Source organism: Croceibacterium ferulae, assembly GCF_003660445.1.
Lineage (GTDB): Bacteria > Pseudomonadota > Alphaproteobacteria > Sphingomonadales > Sphingomonadaceae > Croceibacterium > Croceibacterium ferulae.
The window spans coordinates 57,219-74,081 of the sequence record NZ_QZVQ01000013.1 but is presented as its reverse complement, the minus strand read 5'-3'; the positions used below and the strand labels follow the sequence as shown (position 1 = coordinate 74,081).

10 protein-coding genes are annotated in these 16,863 nt (G+C 56.8%); 3 read left to right on the top strand and 7 right to left on the bottom strand.

Annotation, left to right across the window (positions count from 1 at the left end; translation table 11 throughout):
- Position 1: 1 nt before the first annotated feature.
- Positions 2–2,251, top strand: a complete 2,250-nt coding sequence (locus D5S08_RS14490) for a fimbria/pilus outer membrane usher protein (protein ID WP_121119833.1) — start codon at positions 2–4, stop codon at positions 2,249–2,251.
- Positions 2,223–2,714 carry a Csu type fimbrial protein gene (locus D5S08_RS14485; RefSeq protein WP_162301991.1) on the top strand — a complete coding sequence of 164 codons (492 nt, stop codon included), beginning with the start codon at positions 2,223–2,225 and terminating at the stop codon, positions 2,712–2,714. The genes D5S08_RS14490 and D5S08_RS14485 overlap by 29 nt, the downstream gene beginning before the upstream one ends.
- A gap of 658 nt (positions 2,715–3,372) precedes the next feature.
- On the opposite strand, the gene D5S08_RS14480 is transcribed toward D5S08_RS14485, so the two are convergent.
- The 6 genes from D5S08_RS14480 to D5S08_RS14455 form a co-directional block, all read right to left on the bottom strand.
- Positions 3,373–3,750: an excalibur calcium-binding domain-containing protein gene (locus D5S08_RS14480; RefSeq protein WP_241557431.1), complete on the bottom strand. Its 378-nt coding sequence runs from the start codon at positions 3,748–3,750 to the stop codon at positions 3,373–3,375.
- A 1,028-nt stretch (positions 3,751–4,778) separates the two neighbouring features.
- Positions 4,779–4,979: a 30S ribosomal protein S21 gene (gene rpsU, locus D5S08_RS14475; protein ID WP_121119827.1), complete on the bottom strand. Its 201-nt coding sequence runs from the start codon at positions 4,977–4,979 to the stop codon at positions 4,779–4,781.
- Between the two features lie 554 nt (positions 4,980–5,533).
- Positions 5,534–6,577: a glycosyltransferase family 4 protein gene (locus D5S08_RS14470; RefSeq protein WP_121119825.1), complete on the bottom strand. Its 1,044-nt coding sequence runs from the start codon at positions 6,575–6,577 to the stop codon at positions 5,534–5,536.
- Positions 6,578–6,990: 413 nt separating this feature from the next.
- Positions 6,991–8,343: a DUF1501 domain-containing protein gene (locus tag D5S08_RS14465; protein WP_338322993.1), complete on the bottom strand. Its 1,353-nt coding sequence runs from the start codon at positions 8,341–8,343 to the stop codon at positions 6,991–6,993.
- Between the two features lie 109 nt (positions 8,344–8,452).
- Complete coding sequence (locus tag D5S08_RS14460) at positions 8,453–10,192, bottom strand: DUF1800 domain-containing protein (protein ID WP_162301990.1); 1,740 nt, start codon at positions 10,190–10,192, stop codon at positions 8,453–8,455.
- Between the two features lie 652 nt (positions 10,193–10,844).
- A complete protein-coding gene (locus D5S08_RS14455) occupies positions 10,845–12,299 on the bottom strand; it encodes an oligosaccharide flippase family protein (protein WP_162301989.1) in 1,455 nt (484 codons plus the stop codon).
- 489 nt (positions 12,300–12,788) lie between these two features.
- On the opposite strand from D5S08_RS14455, the gene D5S08_RS14450 reads away from it, so the two are divergent.
- A complete protein-coding gene (locus tag D5S08_RS14450) occupies positions 12,789–13,997 on the top strand; it encodes a glycosyltransferase family 4 protein (protein ID WP_121119817.1) in 1,209 nt (402 codons plus the stop codon).
- A gap of 1,061 nt (positions 13,998–15,058) precedes the next feature.
- Here the strand turns inward: D5S08_RS14450 and D5S08_RS14440 are convergent.
- On the bottom strand, positions 15,059–16,804 hold the full coding sequence (locus D5S08_RS14440; protein WP_338322992.1) for a histidine kinase famiy protein: 1,746 nt from the start codon (positions 16,802–16,804) through the stop codon (positions 15,059–15,061).
- Between the last annotated feature and the right edge of the window lie 59 nt (positions 16,805–16,863).

The following is a 16,863-nucleotide window of genomic DNA, read 5'->3' as shown; positions in this document are numbered from 1 at the left end:
CATGCCTGGGTACCTGGCGGCGCTTACCGCAGTAGCCGCGTCTCCTGCCCTGATCGCACCACTGTCTCCCGCGAGAGTAGAACAGCAGGTTGACGCGATCATGTTTGCTCAAGTCTGGGTAAACGGCATCGACAGCGGTTTTGTTGTGGAGTTCATGCGTAACGGTGACGCTCTCATGGCGAGCGGCGACGACCTGCGGACCGTTGGTATCGATGCGATCGCTGGCGCAATACCTGTGCCTCTTAGCAGCATACCTGGTCTTACTTACAGGATCGATCAAGCCGCTCAGACCGTTCATATCGAGGTAGCAAGCTCCTCAATGAGATCGCTCCAGCTCGGGGTCACGCAGATCCAAGCGGAAGACCTAGCGCCGGCATGGGGCGGCCTACTAAACTACTCGCTTTATGGCGATGACACCGGCGATGGTGGCGCCACCGGCGAATTGCGCCTGTTCGGTCCTGTAGGCGTTTTGTCTAGCGGCTTGTTCGTACGCCGCAGTTCCGATCAGGGCGGCGTTTCGGTACAACGCCTCGACAATTTCTACGTGTTTGAAGACCGCCAAAAGCTGCGCCGCCTGGTAATAGGCGACCTGATTGCGCCGGACGGCTCGGTCGACGGCGCGATCCGGGCGGGCGGTATTCAACTAGCGACCGACTTCACGATGCAGCCCGATCTGGTGACTGCCCCTATGCCGTATCTAATTGGCGACAATGGCGTGCCATCGACGGTTGACCTGTACGTCAATGGTGTGCGCCGGCTGACCCAGAACGTTGAAGCGGGAAGGTTCACCGTCTCAAGTGTGCCGATGGTCGATGGCGCAGGCCAGGTCTCCCTGCTGGTGCGCGACGTTCTCGGACGTGAGAGCGTACAGCAGATATCATTTTATGGCTCACGCGAGCTGCTCCGTCCGGGTCTGACCGCCAGTTCAATTCAGGCGGGCCTGCTACGTTTGGACGCCTACACGCGTCACGATCGGTACGGCACAGTGTTCGCGTCCGGAACGGTACGCCGAGGATTGAGCAACTGGCTAACAGGCGAAGCGCGACTTGCGCTCGCAGGTCCGGTTCAGGTGGGAGGCTTCACGGCAACCACAAAGTTTGGTGAGTTCGGAATCGGATCTATCGATGGAGACCTTTCTCATTCCAATCGTGGGACTGGCGGACAGACCGGCATGTCCTTCAGACGTGATGCGCAGAGCATGTCGCTGTTCGTGTCGGCTCACAAGACCTTCGGTCATTTCGATACCTTGGCAAACCGCGGTACGTCAGTGAAGGGCTGGAGGCTGCAGGCGGGGGGATCCTGGCAATCGTCTCGTCTTGGCGGATTTTCATTATCCGCGACGGCGCTGGGCATCGATCATGTGACAACGCGGATCTTCGCCGCGAGCTGGTCACGGCCAATCGGAAGGCGCTTCTCCGCTTTTACCAACATCGTGAATTCACGTACTAATCAGTCCGAGTTCCTGGCATCGGTCGGCTTGATGATGGTCCTTTCGCCTCGGTCGTCCGCTACCATGCTGGCCGGGCACGATCCTCAAGGCGCGTTCGGTTCCGCAAGCTGGTCGCGTCAGGGCGAGGTGGATCGCGGGACCGATCTACGCGCAGGCGTTTCGGTCGCCTCCAGACAATCCTCGATGCTGGCCGGCGCCACCGTGCGTGGCAGGTCAGGACAGATAGGTGCTGACGTCGAAATCGGGCACCGTGGGGTGGCTGTTCGGGCCTTCGCATCTGGCGCGGCTGTGTGGCTCGGCGGCAAGCCAGCTTTTACCGCAGCGGTGGGGCAGAGCTTCGCCATGGTCCAGACTGGGGTGCCGAACGTGGCTGTGACACTCGAGAACAGGCCCGCTGGTTGGACCCGGAACGACGGCAGCTTGTTCCTTCCGAACCTCCCGACCAACGCTGCGACGAGGATCGGTCTCGATAATGATGGCCTTAATTTCGAACAGACAGCAGCGCAAGCGGCCGTCGTGGTGCGGACCCATGGGACGGGCGGTGCAATTGTCCGCCTGCCGGTGCACACGGTGCATGCAGCTACTGTCACTATAATCTTGGCCGACGGCAAACCTGTGCCGCTGGGATCTATTGTCCAACGGCTAGATGGACGGGAAGACGTGGTCGGCTATGACGGCGTCGCTTACCTTACAGATGTTGCCGAGGAGACCTCGGCCGAGGTTCACATCGGCGGCGACCAAAGCTGCTCGATCAGCTTTCCAAGATTGTCTTATGAACCAGCTGTTTGTAACCCGTCTTAAGGAGGCGATCATCGCCGCAACCGCCGTAGCTGTAAGCGTGCTGCCTTCAACCGCGGGTGCAGTTGCATGCAATGTTTCAACGCTTCCGGCACAATTTGGCGTCTACAATCCGCTGGACGCCGCTCCAACTTCGACAACAGGAGCGATTAATGTTGCCTGTACCTGTACGGGCGTGCTGGACTGCGTCGCCTTCGCCTACCGCATTGAAGTGTCAGCGGGACAGTCCGGCAATACTGCTGTGCGAGAGATGCGGTCAGGCACCGGACGGCTCCAATATAATCTGTTTTCCGATCCAGGGTTCAGTTCCATTTGGGGAACGGGTAGCGCCGGCTACTCGGTGCTGTACCTCCTGACACTGTTTGGTTCGCGACAGACAGCAACGGTTTACGCGCGAATTCCGGCCAGGCAGGTGGTTTCCGCCGGCTCTTACTCAGACAGCACGGTAGTAACGATCTCTTACTAACCGTCGGACTAACCGTCGGAACCAAATCTGGTTCCGGAAATTACTCGGTCTCGAGAGGGGCCGATTTTGCGCATTTTCCTGAGCCTACTGGCAGTTGCCTCAATATCGCTGGCAGCCTCAGCGTCCCACGCAGCGGTTGCAACAGGAAGCCTGTCCGTTAGCGCGGTCGTAGGCAGCCAGTGCACGACATCAGGCACTCCGATCGTTGAGGGCAACAGGGTGAAATGTACTGGAACTACACCGCCCTACAAAGTTATTGAGAATACCTCAGCGAAAAGTGGGTCGGAAAGCAGCGCTTTCACGACGATTTACTTTTAACGACTGCCCTTCCCGGCTGACCCAAGCCGCGCAGGCTTCATTATAGGCCTGCCCGCGCTATCAGCGCCCAGAAATCAGGAAAAACTTGGTTCGAAGACTTCAAGCTGTTTTACAAGCGCTGAGCTTCCCGATCCTGATTGCGAGCTCCAAGTTTCCTCGTGCTACTCTATCGCATGATCCGGCCGCCAAGTACTGTCTTGGTCTCTGGAATAGCGAGCCAGCAGCACGATCGTTTGAGTGACGGGTAACTCGACATAAATTGCTCAACTTTACGGCTTGCGATCGCAGCCATCCAGATCGTCCAGAGCAGCTATCGAACGTCGGCTCACAGATCAACCTGTTAAGGCATGGCTGCATACGGTTCGCACGCAATTCCGTCCCTGTCTCTATCAAGTTCGATGCGGTAGCCAGGCTCCCCATCATACAACGGGGCGCTGCCAGAAACTCGCGCTTCGTCACAGCGTGACCAGTAATCCCGCTCCTGAGGCGAACGTGCTCGGATCGAACCTGTGAAAACAGCTATTGGCGTAACCAGCGCCTCTACAGAGGCAAGGCTCTGTGGCGTAGCCACGACACTGGCACCACCTAACGCTGCTTCGATCAGGGCGGCGACCACGAACAGCCATGTTGTGGCTCTGATCTGCCGAAGTTGTGTTTGGCGTCGGTACCGCCGTCCTCGGCAGATTGGGACGGGTTCTGAAAGCTTATGGGGCACCATCATTACCCACTACTGCCCTTTGGTAAAGAGGCCCTTACCGCGCCAACTCGAGATTAGTCGCGCCAGTCGTTAGGCAAATCCTGAAGGCGGCTATGAATCGGTCCCCCTGTCACAGCCGGACAGTTCTGACGCTGCAAGCTATGCTCACGATTGCACCCGTTCCACTTTAATTTTTGTGATGTCACTGGTCAGAGATCGCAGAGCTGGGTGGTCCTGATCGAATTGAGATTGACCACGGCGGCGGCGTTTTCCAGCGTACTGCCATTCTTCAGGTAGGATGGTAGCCGGACGCGTAAACGGAGGGATTGCTTGTCGCGGTGCGAATGCCGGCAGTCTGCACTTTTTCATTGCTCAGGTTTTGGCCTGCGGCAACGAGGTACCCCGAGCCGCTTGGCCTTGCGAGCAATTGTCCAGATTAACGGCCCGCGCGGTTCGTAAGACTGCAATCATTCAAACAGGCTCGGATCAATCCCCATCATTTGGTGTGACACGGCAATTCATGTAGCTTGCCGCCCTCCTGTACAGGCGAACCCCCGGTTGCCGTACTGGAAAGATTGTCTGAGCATCGTCCCCAGGGTGTTCGCCTCTGTCTTCGGAACCTATTCGGAGCGGGGCCGCACTCCGCAGGACGAGGATCGAGAGTTGTCCGCCGCCAGGCGGGTTAGTGTGGCCGATACGAGTTGAACTGGCATTGAGCGGCAACGGCTGGGCACATGGTTAAGTCAGGCGTCTACCAAGGCGAGCTGCTCATCTCACACGATTGGTGCAGGTGTGCCACGTGGCTGAACCATCGTGCTGCCTCCGAGCACCGCCCCCGACGAGCAGACCGCAGCTGCCGCTAGCGCCTCTTGAATTTGCATCGTTGAGCTCTCCTCGGATTTTGAGCGCTATCGAACCCACCGGCCTCTGTCCGCAAGGGCATGCACAACTGACGGGTCTCTCTTACCTTGCGAACGAGTGAGAGGCGAAGCGTCGGGTTCTTGGAAGATGGGCTGATTACTGGATGTCGGGTCCTTTGCCGTTAGACCCTAACTGTCCCGCTCGGCACGCCTGCGATCAGCTTTCCGAGCTCGACTGATAGAAATTGCTTGCTCGCGCGCAGGTCTCTGCGAAGGTTTTTCGTAGTGATGACGGAGCTCCATCTCTCGGTGGACCCCCTCCCGCTGTAGCTTATTCTTCAGCAATCGAAGGGTTTGATCGAGTTTGTTACCACGAACGATAATCTGCATGACTCGCCTTTCGCCTCACCCCGAGCGGTACAATGGCCGCGCATTTAGCTATGGGCCGCGGTTAGACGAGCCTGAGGTTGCAGATGTATGAACATCGACGAGCGAGCGTCGTACGCGTTCGTGGAATGCTCGGCTTGAATTGTTCAATCGCGAGAGGGCGTCCCGGTAAGGGCTTTTCGCAACACTTCAAGACTCCTCCCCCTAGGGTCATGGGCGCTCAGTCTAAGAAGAATGCCCATGTTCGACAACTGCGCGGCGATCAAGCGCTCGAACCTGCCGGAACATTCCTATCTGTTCGGCTTTCGTGCCACAACAGATCCGGGGCAGTGTGGCGAGAAATAGCCGATTGCATTCTGCGCTTTCGCCAAGCGGTCAAACCTGTGAGGTGAGGCAGGGCGTTGAGACGTCACCGCGGCTCTTCATCAATTGCGAGCGTATCGGCGACAGCGCCGAACCAGAGCGCTACCTGAGGATGCTTTGACCGAGCACAGCTATCAACCTTGCATGATCCAGGAAACGGTACGAACCGACTTGCGGGTTTCGATTAGCTGGAACTAATGAGCTGCGCCATTATCTGGCTTCATGACGCTGATGATTGTTTCCACGACACGCTCCGGCTCGAAGCGCGCCACGTGGTTTCTAACTTTCTTCAGATGCTCTTCCCAGGCCGAACGCGATTGGAGAAGCTCATTTCTTTTGGCACGAGCGGCGCCCAAGGCCTTACGAAAAGACGCTTCATCATCCGGATTGAACATGATTCCTAGAGGCCCTGCTGCCTCACTCAGCCCGCCGCGGTCCGCGACGATCGGAATTGTGCCAGCTGCGACCGCCTCAAGAGCAACCGCTCCAAATGGTTCCTGCCAGATAGAGGGTACAACCACGTACGCTGCTTTCCCCATTTCCTTTGCCGTCTCGTTCCGTGAGAGCGCGCCAACAAAATTCACGCCCTCTAATCCATTTTCGATTGACCGCTGAACCGATTGCGCGAGTGATCCATCACCGACAATGCGAAGTTCGGTGATGCCCAGCTCGCGACGAATAACCGGCCAATGTTCGAGTAGGAACGGAATGCCCTTCTCAGGCTCGACCCGGCCGACGAACAGTAAGCATTCGCGTTCAGCTGGGGGGCGCACGACCTCTGGCGTAATATGATGGGGATCAGCGAACGGTGACGTGACCGTATACTGGCGCAAGCCGCTCTTTCGTCCGATATAGTGACTCGTCACAAAGTGATGAGCGCGACTTCTAACCCAGCGCCGCAAAACGTTCCGCAATGTCGGAACTCTGGAGATATGAAATGCACTTTCGGAGTGATGGCGCAACGCGAACGGACGCCGAATGACCACCAAGGGATAGATCAAACCCAGTGAGAGGTTTGACTGGATGAGGATGTCGGCGGCACGGTACAATTCGAACAACTGGGCCGCTTTTGGATGTCGAATCAGACGGTACGGAAATCCATCAATAGGGCCAGGGGCTGATGTGACAACGGTCACATCATGTCCTGCCTCGTGGAACGCTGCGGCGAGGATCCCGACATTGGTTGCCACGCCGCCGATCTCCGGAGCAAACGTGTACGTAGCGATAACAATCTGCATAGCATCGGACCCATGTTAACAATGCGCCTCATAAAGGGCGCTCACCACCGCGCTTTGCTTGGCTTTCGTGCAAGGTTGATCGCCTGATCCTCGTAGCGTGCGCAACACGGTAAATTCGGCCCGCTTACCTACCTGAGAAGAAATCAAGCACACGGTCGTGTAGATCCCGAAACAACGCTGCGTCAAGTTGAGCAACGTCCAAAGCGTTCTCCCGCGAACTCACGAATTTGCGCAGAGCTACCTCCTGCAGGATGTAGTGCGGGCGTGCCTGGGTGGCCGCCATTCAGCTACGTCAAATGCCTCACTCTAGCAGGCTCCAAGTTCTTCGGTCATTCGCTCGTGAGATGGTGCGCGGGTCTCCGGGCTTCGAAGGACAAAGTGTGCCGTTTATTCAATGATTTGAAGACGCTTCTTCAGGAAGGGTTGAAACCGGTCGGTGCCGGAACTTGGGGAGCCATGAAGCCACAATCTGCCGTTTCGAAGCGACCGATGTTGGGTGCGACGCTAGGCAACTCAGATGCTGCCACGCCAAACCACTGGGCCAAAGTGGCCGAGTACTGGTCCACAGATGTGGTGGGGAGCAGTCGGCCTTGACCAACCTGATCATTGCTGCTGATCGATATCTGGGGCGCTTGCCCGTAGTATCGACCACCACGGACAGCGCCACCGAGTACGAAGTGATGAGCACCCCAACCGTGATCTGAGCCATTGCCATTTGACGTCAGTGTGCGGCCGAAATCTGAAGCGGTGAAGGTTGTGACTTGATTTGTCAGCCCCATTTCCATTGTAGCACAATAGAATGCGTCAAGGGCGCCATCGATTTTGCCGAGCAGGTTCTGGTGCTTGCCTAGTAGGTTATCATGGTTGTCGAAGCCGCCTAATGAGACCATGAACACCTGCCGCGTTACGCCGAGACTTTCTCGGGCGGCAATGAGGCGGGCAACTGCGGATAGCTGGCTCGCAAGAGAATTGTCCGACGGGAATTTTGTCTTAAGTGAGCTCCGGCTCATAGCGTCGACCACAAACCCCCCATAATCGAGTGCTCGGGTGTTTACCGCCGCATAATCTGCAGAAAGGACGTGGTTCTCATGCGATCGAAGAATGGCTTCCAAGGCAACGCTTGACGCTGCCGATCCGTAAACCTTTCCGGCCTTCAATGCATTGACCAACACAGCGCCGTTAGGCCCGATTTTGTATGGGAACGCCTGCTCACCCGCCAGGAAGACAGCGTTTCCCGTAGCATTGATGAGCGTGAACATAGCATTTCGATTGTTCGCAGTTGCCAGATCTCCCATGCGGCCACCCCAACCCGATCGAGCGCCTTCTGGTTGGAAAGACTGCCACGTCGATTGCTGATCGTTGTGCGAAAACAACTTCGGTGGGCGCGGAAAAGTCGGTGATTTGCTGTTGTACTGCGCTTTGGTTAATGGCGCGAGAAGTGGACCAACGTTTAGAACTGGTGCAAGATGACCTTCATCAAACCGAGCCTTGAGCAATGGCATCGTTGGAGCCAAGGCGTAACGAAGATCGTCTGTTAGGATCTGGTCAGTTGGCTGGACTAAAGCGGTTCGAATGAGACTATCGTGCGAAAGGGCAACACCGCCGGCTTCACTCGCTCCACGAATGGCCCTGTACTGCCGGTAATTATACTCGTCGTATGGGATCAACGTGTTGGCATGATCGTTGCCGCCGGAGAGAAAGACGCAGACCAAGGCCTTGTAACCGCCTGCGGAAGAAAATGCCGCGGCCTCTCCAATCCCGGCCAAGCCGAGAGCGTAAGCAGAAGCTGTTCCTGCAATAGCGAGTTGACTGCTCCGACGCAGGAATGCCCGTCGAGACAGCGCTTCAAGGTTCCCAATAAACACGTTTAACTGCCTACCTTTGAATGATGTAGTCTGGTGAAACCATGATCAGGAAAACGGCGGTGTGAACTCGCCGGAGCTTGCTTTTCTCGTCACCACCTTCTGGAACGGGCTGATCACTTAATGCCGAAATTAGCGCCTGACGCGTTTGAGACGTGAGTTGGTCAGCCGTTAGTAGCAGGCTTAGCCTGTTAATCAGCGCTGTGGCGTCATGGGCTACCTTGACCTCTTCCGCGTAGTTTAGCTTCACCGTAGTCATCCACTCGCCACTTCCATCCACGCTCTTTTCCATAAAGTTGACATAGGCGGCAGCGGATGTCTCGTTGATGATCTGGAACTCTGGTGCAACCATCCCATTGGTAGAGATGTTGGTTCTAGCAGGGGCGTATCTTGGGCGATAAAAGTTGAAGACGGACGGCGAGCGCAGCGGTGCCTGCCCGAGCCTCGTCGATGGGTTAGATAAATCTCCAATCGCCCACCCTTCGGTGGAGCTTGCCGCGAATGTTCTGCCGAGGTGCGCAAGGCGCAACATCGGCTCACGGACTTTCCCGAAACGCGGGTCGCTCAGACCAGCTGCCGACAAAGCTTCTGTATCGAGCAATATAGCCTGAAACACAGCGCGCAAATCGCCGCGCCTGCCGTGGCCGTTGTTCTCAAAGACCTGGGCTATCCGTTGGACGTAGGCAGCAGTGGGATTGCTAGTTACCAGGCGCTGGATCATCTGCCGGCAAAAAAACGGTGCGACGTTTCGGTGGTTGAACAGGGTGTCCAGCGCGATCTCCAAGCTTTGCGATGCATCCGTGCCCGCGGGGATCGTTACGCTGAGGAAGCGCTTCTCTTCAGCGGAATGAAGGCTCGTGGATTGCGGGCGTATCCACTTCTTTGGGTCGGCCGTCATCGGCCGGCGAACATAGTCGGGATCCCAGATCGTACGTTTTGTCGGCGCGTCAGGAGCAGGCGTGGAGGCTAATCCAGAGTAGTCGAAGTTATAACCTGTAAAGACCTTAGCTAAACCGACGACATCCTCATTTGAGAAGATCTCGATCGGTTGTCCATATGCGTCTAGTCGCAGACTTCCATCCGTGTTAAGCTCGTGAAGCCCGATGGAAAACAGCTGCATGACCTCGCGTGCAAAGTTCTCGTCAGGACTACGGCCACTTTTGACGTCGCTTTTTTGATTTCCCTGGGTGTTCAAGTAGGCACCCATTGCAGGATTAAGGGTGAGTGCCTCGAGAAGATCTCGGTAATTGCCGAAAACGTGCTCGTTCAACAGGTCCCAATACGCGCCCATAGCAAGGCTGCGCCAAGTGAAATCCAGATCCTCCATAGAAACGACGAAGAGTTCAGACAGCGCCAAGGCGATGCGCTTGCGCACTCCGTTGCCACCCGAGAGCAGCTGGCTCCAAATCATCGCGTCGCTGACACCCTCCCAATCGTAGGCGCGGCGCTCATCGATCTGATCGTGTCTGCCCGCAGCAAAAAAGCCGGCGGCTGTTTGATCATTAGGCATCTGCATCTGAAGCATTAGCCACGGCCCAAAGCCATCGCGGCGCAGGGCAGCAATTTCTGAGGTTGAGGCAGAAAGGCCCGCATGCAGGAGGAAGCGAGCAGCTTCAGCGTCGTTTGCCGGCTTGAGAACAGCTCCCTCCGAAGGCGACGGAGCGAAAGAAGGCGTGGTAGGAGCGGAAGACGCGGACCCTCCGTCCCCGCCACCACATCCTTGGACTCCGAAGGCAAGGACGCTTGTAGCCATTGATAAAGCGAGCGGTTGTTCGCGACTGCTCGTGGGAGATGGTAAATAGCTGTCTCGGGACCGCTCACCCGAGAGGGGTACCGGCGGCTGCGTTGACCCCGCGTCGTATACTACAGTGCTCATTCCCAACAAACTCTGCTCGTGGACTTGCTCACGGTCCGGAGTAAGCGGGTATGCTTAACGTCGGGTGAAATAGACTTAGATACAATCGCTTGGCGAAGAGTTTGGCTGGCCAAAGTCGTTATCGTCGGGCTCGCGCCCGGAATGCGGACGCAGAGCGACCGAATGGCCTCCCAGGCCTTGAGGTGCGTTGCAGCACACGTGCAATAGATCGTTCGTGCGTCCAGCCAGCTCCTCTTCGATGTCTTGCTGCAGTCCGCTCCCTTTGTGCGCAGCCTTGAACACGTCGACGCTTAGAGTTCTATGAAGAGCGTTGCCGCTAAGCCTAAACTGTGCTTTTCGTCTGATTACCATGCATACAACGGTAAATAATCCCGAAAACAAATGCGGTACTGAAAGCGATCTGTCGCAATCGCGTGAACGGTAAGGTCTTCAACGCTGCTGTTGAACTTTCTGGCGTGACATTGAGGCAGCACGCACGGTCGGTTCCGGCATCGAACAGGTTGGTTCCCCTTCTAAAGCCGCCCCTTTCTCAGATCTGTCGCTTGGCGGCCACGTTTCGGAACTGCCTCGACTTCAACTCAGCTGACGCCCTGATGCCACTGAGAGCGTCACCCAACAGCGATCGCGGCGCAATGATAATGGTGAGACCTAAAACGGCTAAACCAACAAGGCCGCCAGCGAGATGTCCCGGCCAAAACGAAAAGGGAGACAGCAGTAGAAGGGCAAGGTCGACAAGCGCAGCTGGTAAAACTAACACCAGAGCCCGGAAATGGATTGCTATCAACAACGATGCCGATCCCCTCGTTATAGACAAAACATAGCCGAGGGATACGATGTAGAAGCACCATAAAGCTACGAACACTGCTGCAGCCACAGCTGTCGGACCCATTGGACTCGCTATGATCGCGCCACCAACAATCATCACAGCATATACGGCTTGCCTTACGGTTGCACCAAGGGAGCTTCCACAGGCATAGGCTACAGCCTCCGAGATTTTGTAGCAGCAGCGGGGAAGTAAGGCTGCGAAGAGAAGCTGAACAACGGGGACGGTCGCAGTCCATTGCGACCCGAGTGCTACGAGAACTATCGCTTCGGCGTGAATCATTGCAAAGGCAGAGATCGCGGCGAAGCCAATTACCGCAACCTCAAGCGCCTTGAGGAACGCTCGATTGACGTCGTGTAGATCACCCTGCTTTCGCGCGAAGCTCGGCAGAAGTACTCGCTGCATTGGCTGCGCTGTAGCTCCGACGATAATATCAATCAGCTTCCAGCCGCGTGAGTATATGCCAAGAGCTTCGGCACCCAGAGTTCGGCCAGTCACCGCGTTTGCGCCGGCCGTTGCCGCCCAATTTAGAACCTGCGACAGAGCGAACCAACCACTAAGGCGAAATACTTCACTGGCCGCCGCGCGGCTCGGCGCGATGAAGACGGGTACCTTCGCACAATAGAGGTTGGCTAGACTCTCCAATACGACCGTCAATGTGCCGCCAATCACCAAGGACCAGACGCCGTAACCCTGCACAGCTAAAGCAATCGAGCAAATTGTATTACCGGCGGCGTAACTGAGTATGTTGGTTATCGAGAGTAGCCGAAACTGCCCTCTCCTTTGGAGTAAGGACTGCGACACGGCGCCAAAAGATTTGAAGATGATCGAGGATCCAGCCACCAGTAGAACCCAAGCTAAGTTATCGAAGCTAAAGAAGGCTTCTACCGCCGGCGAAAATGCGGCGATCACTAGAAAGGTTGTAAGTCCGACAACCACTGACAGCCAAAATGTCGTAGCAACACTCCGGTCATCAAGCTGAGCGCGACGGAGAAGGTTGATACCGAATGCACCCTCAAAGATTGCGCTGGCGAGAGCGACCACCAGCATTGCTGCAGCCATCACGCCGAAATCCGCCGGGGAAAGTAGCCGCGCAAGGATCATCATAGACCCGAAGCTCAGCAACATGGTTGCAACCTTATTGGCTGCCAGCCAGCTCATGCCTGTAGCGATCCCATCTACTGCGGTGGCCTTTCCAGCGCTCGTATCAGGCCGTGAACTCATGTGAACTTAACCTTCAATCTGCGGAGGAACTTGAAGCGCCGTGCCGCGGGTTAACGCAAGCTGGCTTTGAGGCAAAGAAGGAAGCGGGCCGGCGTCGCCTCACTAACGTGCGGAGCCCAGGCTAAAGCACAGCTGCGGACTACCTCATATGCTTGTTCAGTCGGTCGAGCGAGTTAAGCTACTCGCAAGCTCAGCTCGTGTATCAGCCCGGGACACCGGTGCTAGGCAGGATTGATCGTGCCAAGGCCTGGTTTACAGTCGGAAAGTCGCGCATTGCAGGACAAGAAGTCCGCCTGTGCAATAGTTCTAAACTATCTGATCAAGCTTATGCGTCGTTCTAGCTGTATATGGCCTTCTGGCCCGAGAAAGCGCGCTGGATGCCTGGCTTTGCCTCAGAAATCTTACTAAACAGGGGTTGCGCCTGCAATGATTGTTATGATGATCTGCCACTACGATGATACTAATAGTAGTGGCGGTTTGGACAAGCAGGCGAGGCTTTTGTCTCGAACGATGCACGCGGCCGGGCACGATGTCGTGATGCTGGCGAGTACTCGCAAGTGGGCGCGAGCCGGGTGGACCTTCGACGAGGGCGTACCGGTTCGCTACTTCTGGACGTATGCAAGTCCGCAAATATCTGGCCGGTACCTGTTTGCTGCTTTGATCTGGGCCGTCCAGCTCATGCTCTGGGTTTTCTGGAACAGGCGCAAGATTTCAGTTCTTCACTGCCACCAAATACGCATCCACGCATTTGTGGCGGCGATCGCTAGCAAGTTCCTCTCCATACCGTCGATATTGAAGTCGGCTACAGGAGGCGATGGCGCGGACATCAAGGCAATTAGCTCTCGTAAGTACTTCGGTTTGCGCGGTGGCATGTTCATCGTAAAGAATGCGACTTCGTTTGTTGCAACTACCCGCTCGATCGAAGAAGATCTTACAATCTTTGGTGTCCCGCAGCATAAGGTCTTTATCATCCCCAACGGTTTGCGGCTTCCGCCGTATGATCAGTCCGTGCCTGATCCAGCCCGAGCTTCTCGTGCGCTGTTCCTCAGCCGATTGGCTCCGGACAAGAACGCACCTGCGCTCGCCATCGCTGCTCTGGAATGGACTGCAAGGAACAAGTTCGAGCTAGATTTCTGGGGTGCCGGCATCATGCGCGAGGAGTTGGAGGCAGCGATCGCGTCGGGTGGCGAGCAATCGCGCGTCCGGTTTTGCGGTTACGCAGCGAACCCGAGCGAAGTGCTCGATCGATACGGCTACCTGCTGCTTGCCTCAAATGCGGAGGGTTTATCGAACTCGATGCTCGAGGCAATGGCTCATGGAGTGGTTCCTGTGACTACCAAGGTATCCGGTTGCGTAGATCACATCAAGGCTGGGGTGTCCGGCTTCTTCTTTGACGGGGTGGAGCAGCGTTCCTTGCTCGATGGCCTTCATCAATTGGAACAAGTGACAGGCGAGCATTGGCAAACCATGTCGCGAACAGTGAGAGACTATGCCTACGCGCGCTTCGACATCGATAAGGTGGTTACCGCCTATATTGAGCTATACCAACGGTTAGAGGCGTATAAGAAGAATGCTGAGCCATACGCTGTGGGTAACATACGCTCTCGTGAAGCTAACCTCAAGCTGCGGGGGTAAACGGGTGAGCTCGAACTGCTCTAAGCTTCCACTCTTCCCAAAGGTGCAGCGGCAGTGCAACTGGAGGAGTGACTCTACGACGGTCATCCAACCACTTGTCGGCGGCGACGCGATTCCGCAAGCCCGCCTGTAGGAACGTTACCTCTTGTTCGACAGACGGTCTGGTGGGCTGCCATTGAACCATTGTTATGTCGGTCCGCGTCGTCAGGCCCTGGTCACTTACTCGGTTGCTGCCAAAAAGGTACTTTGATTAGCGATATGGCCTGCCGGGCGTTTAGGCGTTATGCTCGCGTCCACCAGCAGTCTGATTATTGATCGAGGATACCGTGCCGAAGCCGATTTACGATTTCGTTCGCAAAACGCATTGCCTGCGAGGTCATAAGTTCGATCAAGCGAACGCTTACATTTTGAAGGATGGCAGTCGGGTATGTCGAGCCTGCCGACGTCTTCTCAGGAAGGGCGGTTCCGATTCCAAAGCGCAGCCATCTACTCGACGGTACATTGATTTTGATGGTCGAACGCAAACCGTGACCGAGTGGGCTCGGGAGCTTGGTATCGGGCGAACCACGCTGTTCTATCGACTGAATAAGGGGTGGCCAGTTGAAAGGGCGTTTACAAAGTCGGAACCTAAGTAAGGACCGGCAAGTCTTGGAACTTATTCTGTTGGAAGCCGGTGCGGATAGATTAGCACGTGTCGCTCTTAGTTGCTGCCCAACCGGAAAGACCCCACCTCGCCATCAAGCTCCGGCATATCGGACTTGATCGCCGACGCCCACCTGCATGTTCGAACGGCACCTAGCGCAAACCGTTTGGCTTCAAAAGCTAAGGTGCGACGAACCCGCTATCGCGCAGCCTTGCCCGTCCAGCCGCTATCAACACGACCAAGTCGCCGTACACTGCTCGGAGTTCGGCAGGCTGTGGTGGGTCAATAAGCAAGCATTATACCGCCGTCTGAGTGGCTTGACGACCGGCAGCTTCTGAAGCGCGAGATTAGAGAAGCGCACGCTAAACCCGGCGCCAGATTGGAACTTCGTCTGTCGGCTATCCGAGTACGTCCCGATCTACTCCTCAGCCGACCCGTACTCAGACGACTTACGTCGCTCTTGGGTAACACCTCGCTGATTGAGGGCCTGACGAACACGATCCAGCAGATCGGTTCGCCGGTACGGTTTGCCGAGCACATCGAGGCCGGCGGCCTTTGGACCGTCAGCTACGAGATCCTCGTTGTAGCCGGTGGTCATCAGCACCGGTAGTGCCGGATCGATCTTGCCAATCTCTGTCGCAAGCACGATCCCGTTTATGCCACCTGGCATGACGAGGTCAGTGAACAGCAGGTCGATTGAGCCCGCTGGTAGCTCTTTGAACAGCTCGAGGGCGGCCTCCCCGGTTTCCGCTGTGGTGACCTTGTAGCCCACTTCCTCCAGAATCTCCCGGGACAAGGCCAGCACGTCGGAACTGTCCTCGACGATCAGGATATGCTCGCTTTGGGCACGGTCATCCGAGCTGGCCAAAATCGGTCTTCGCTCCGGCACCTCGGGCTCAGCGGCATTGGCGGAAGCGATCGGGAACAGCATCCGCACCGTCGTTCCACTGCCGACCTCGCTGTCGATCTCAAGGCGCCCACGGGATTGTTGTACAAAGCCGGACGCCATTGCCAGACCAAGACCGGTGCCCTTGCCTGCGGCTTTGGTCGTGAAGAAGGGTTCCGTCGCTCGTGCCAGCACATGCGAGGGCATGCCGTCACCCTGATCCTTGACCTCAACCGAGATGTAATCGCCGGGTCTCAAGCCGCGTGCTGCAGCATTCCCGTTCAGGTGGACCTTGCCGGTGACCAGCTCGACCACTCCTCCTTCTGGCATGGCGTCGCGCGCGTTAATCGCGATGTTAAGCACCGCCATCTCGAACTGCTCGGGGTCAAGCACCGCCTTAGGTAGGTTGCGCCGCAGGCTAAGATGCAGTTCAACCTGCTTGCCGATCGCGCTCTCTATCACTTCGGCGCAGCCGTTGATGCAGGCGCTGACATCGACCGGCTGCGGGTCGAGCCTGCTCTTGCGCGCAAAGGCAAGCAGCTGGCTCGTCAGCCTGGCCCCGCGCTCTGCAGCTCCCTTGGCATTGTTCAGGTATCTGAGGGCACGTTCATCTGTCACGCGCGCCGTCGCGAGCTCGAGATTGCCGTTCACAACCTGCAGGAGGTTGTTGAAGTCGTGCGCGAGTCCGGCGGTGAGCTGCCCCACAGCTTCCATCTTCTGCGCCTGCGCCGAAACCTTCTCGCTCTCGCGACGGCGTGTGACGTCGAGCTGGCTGGCGAAGAAGTACAGCAGGTTGCCCGAGGTGTCGTAGACTGGACCGATGAAAACCGCGTTCCAGAACGGCGTGCCATCACGCCGGTAGTTAAGTAGCTCGAGTGCGATCGATTCATTGTTGGCCACGGCGTCGCGTAATTGGCCCACCATCTCCCGATCCGTCTGCGCTCCCTGCAGGAAGCGGCAGTTACGGCCGACAACCTCAGCTTCTTCGTACAGGGTGAGGTCGAGGAACGCCTTGTTGGCGAACACGATCGGATTATCGGGCTGATGCGGATCGGTCAGGATCATCGGCATCCGGGTCATCTCAATGGCCGCGAAGAATACGTCCCCCCGGTCGTCTAGACCGGCCTTGGTGATCGTAGCTTCGCGCCAGTGATGGAGACCTCGCGTCTCGATCGGTTCACGCGCACCAACATCCATCGCGCGTGCGGCCGGGACGCCGGCGCTTTGCCCATCACCCTCAATGTCCAGATGATCGCGTCTTTGCTTCTCGTCGTTCACGAATGTCCTCGGCGCTATTAAGCGGTGCAGCGAAGGCTCCGCTAGCCGTCATGATATAT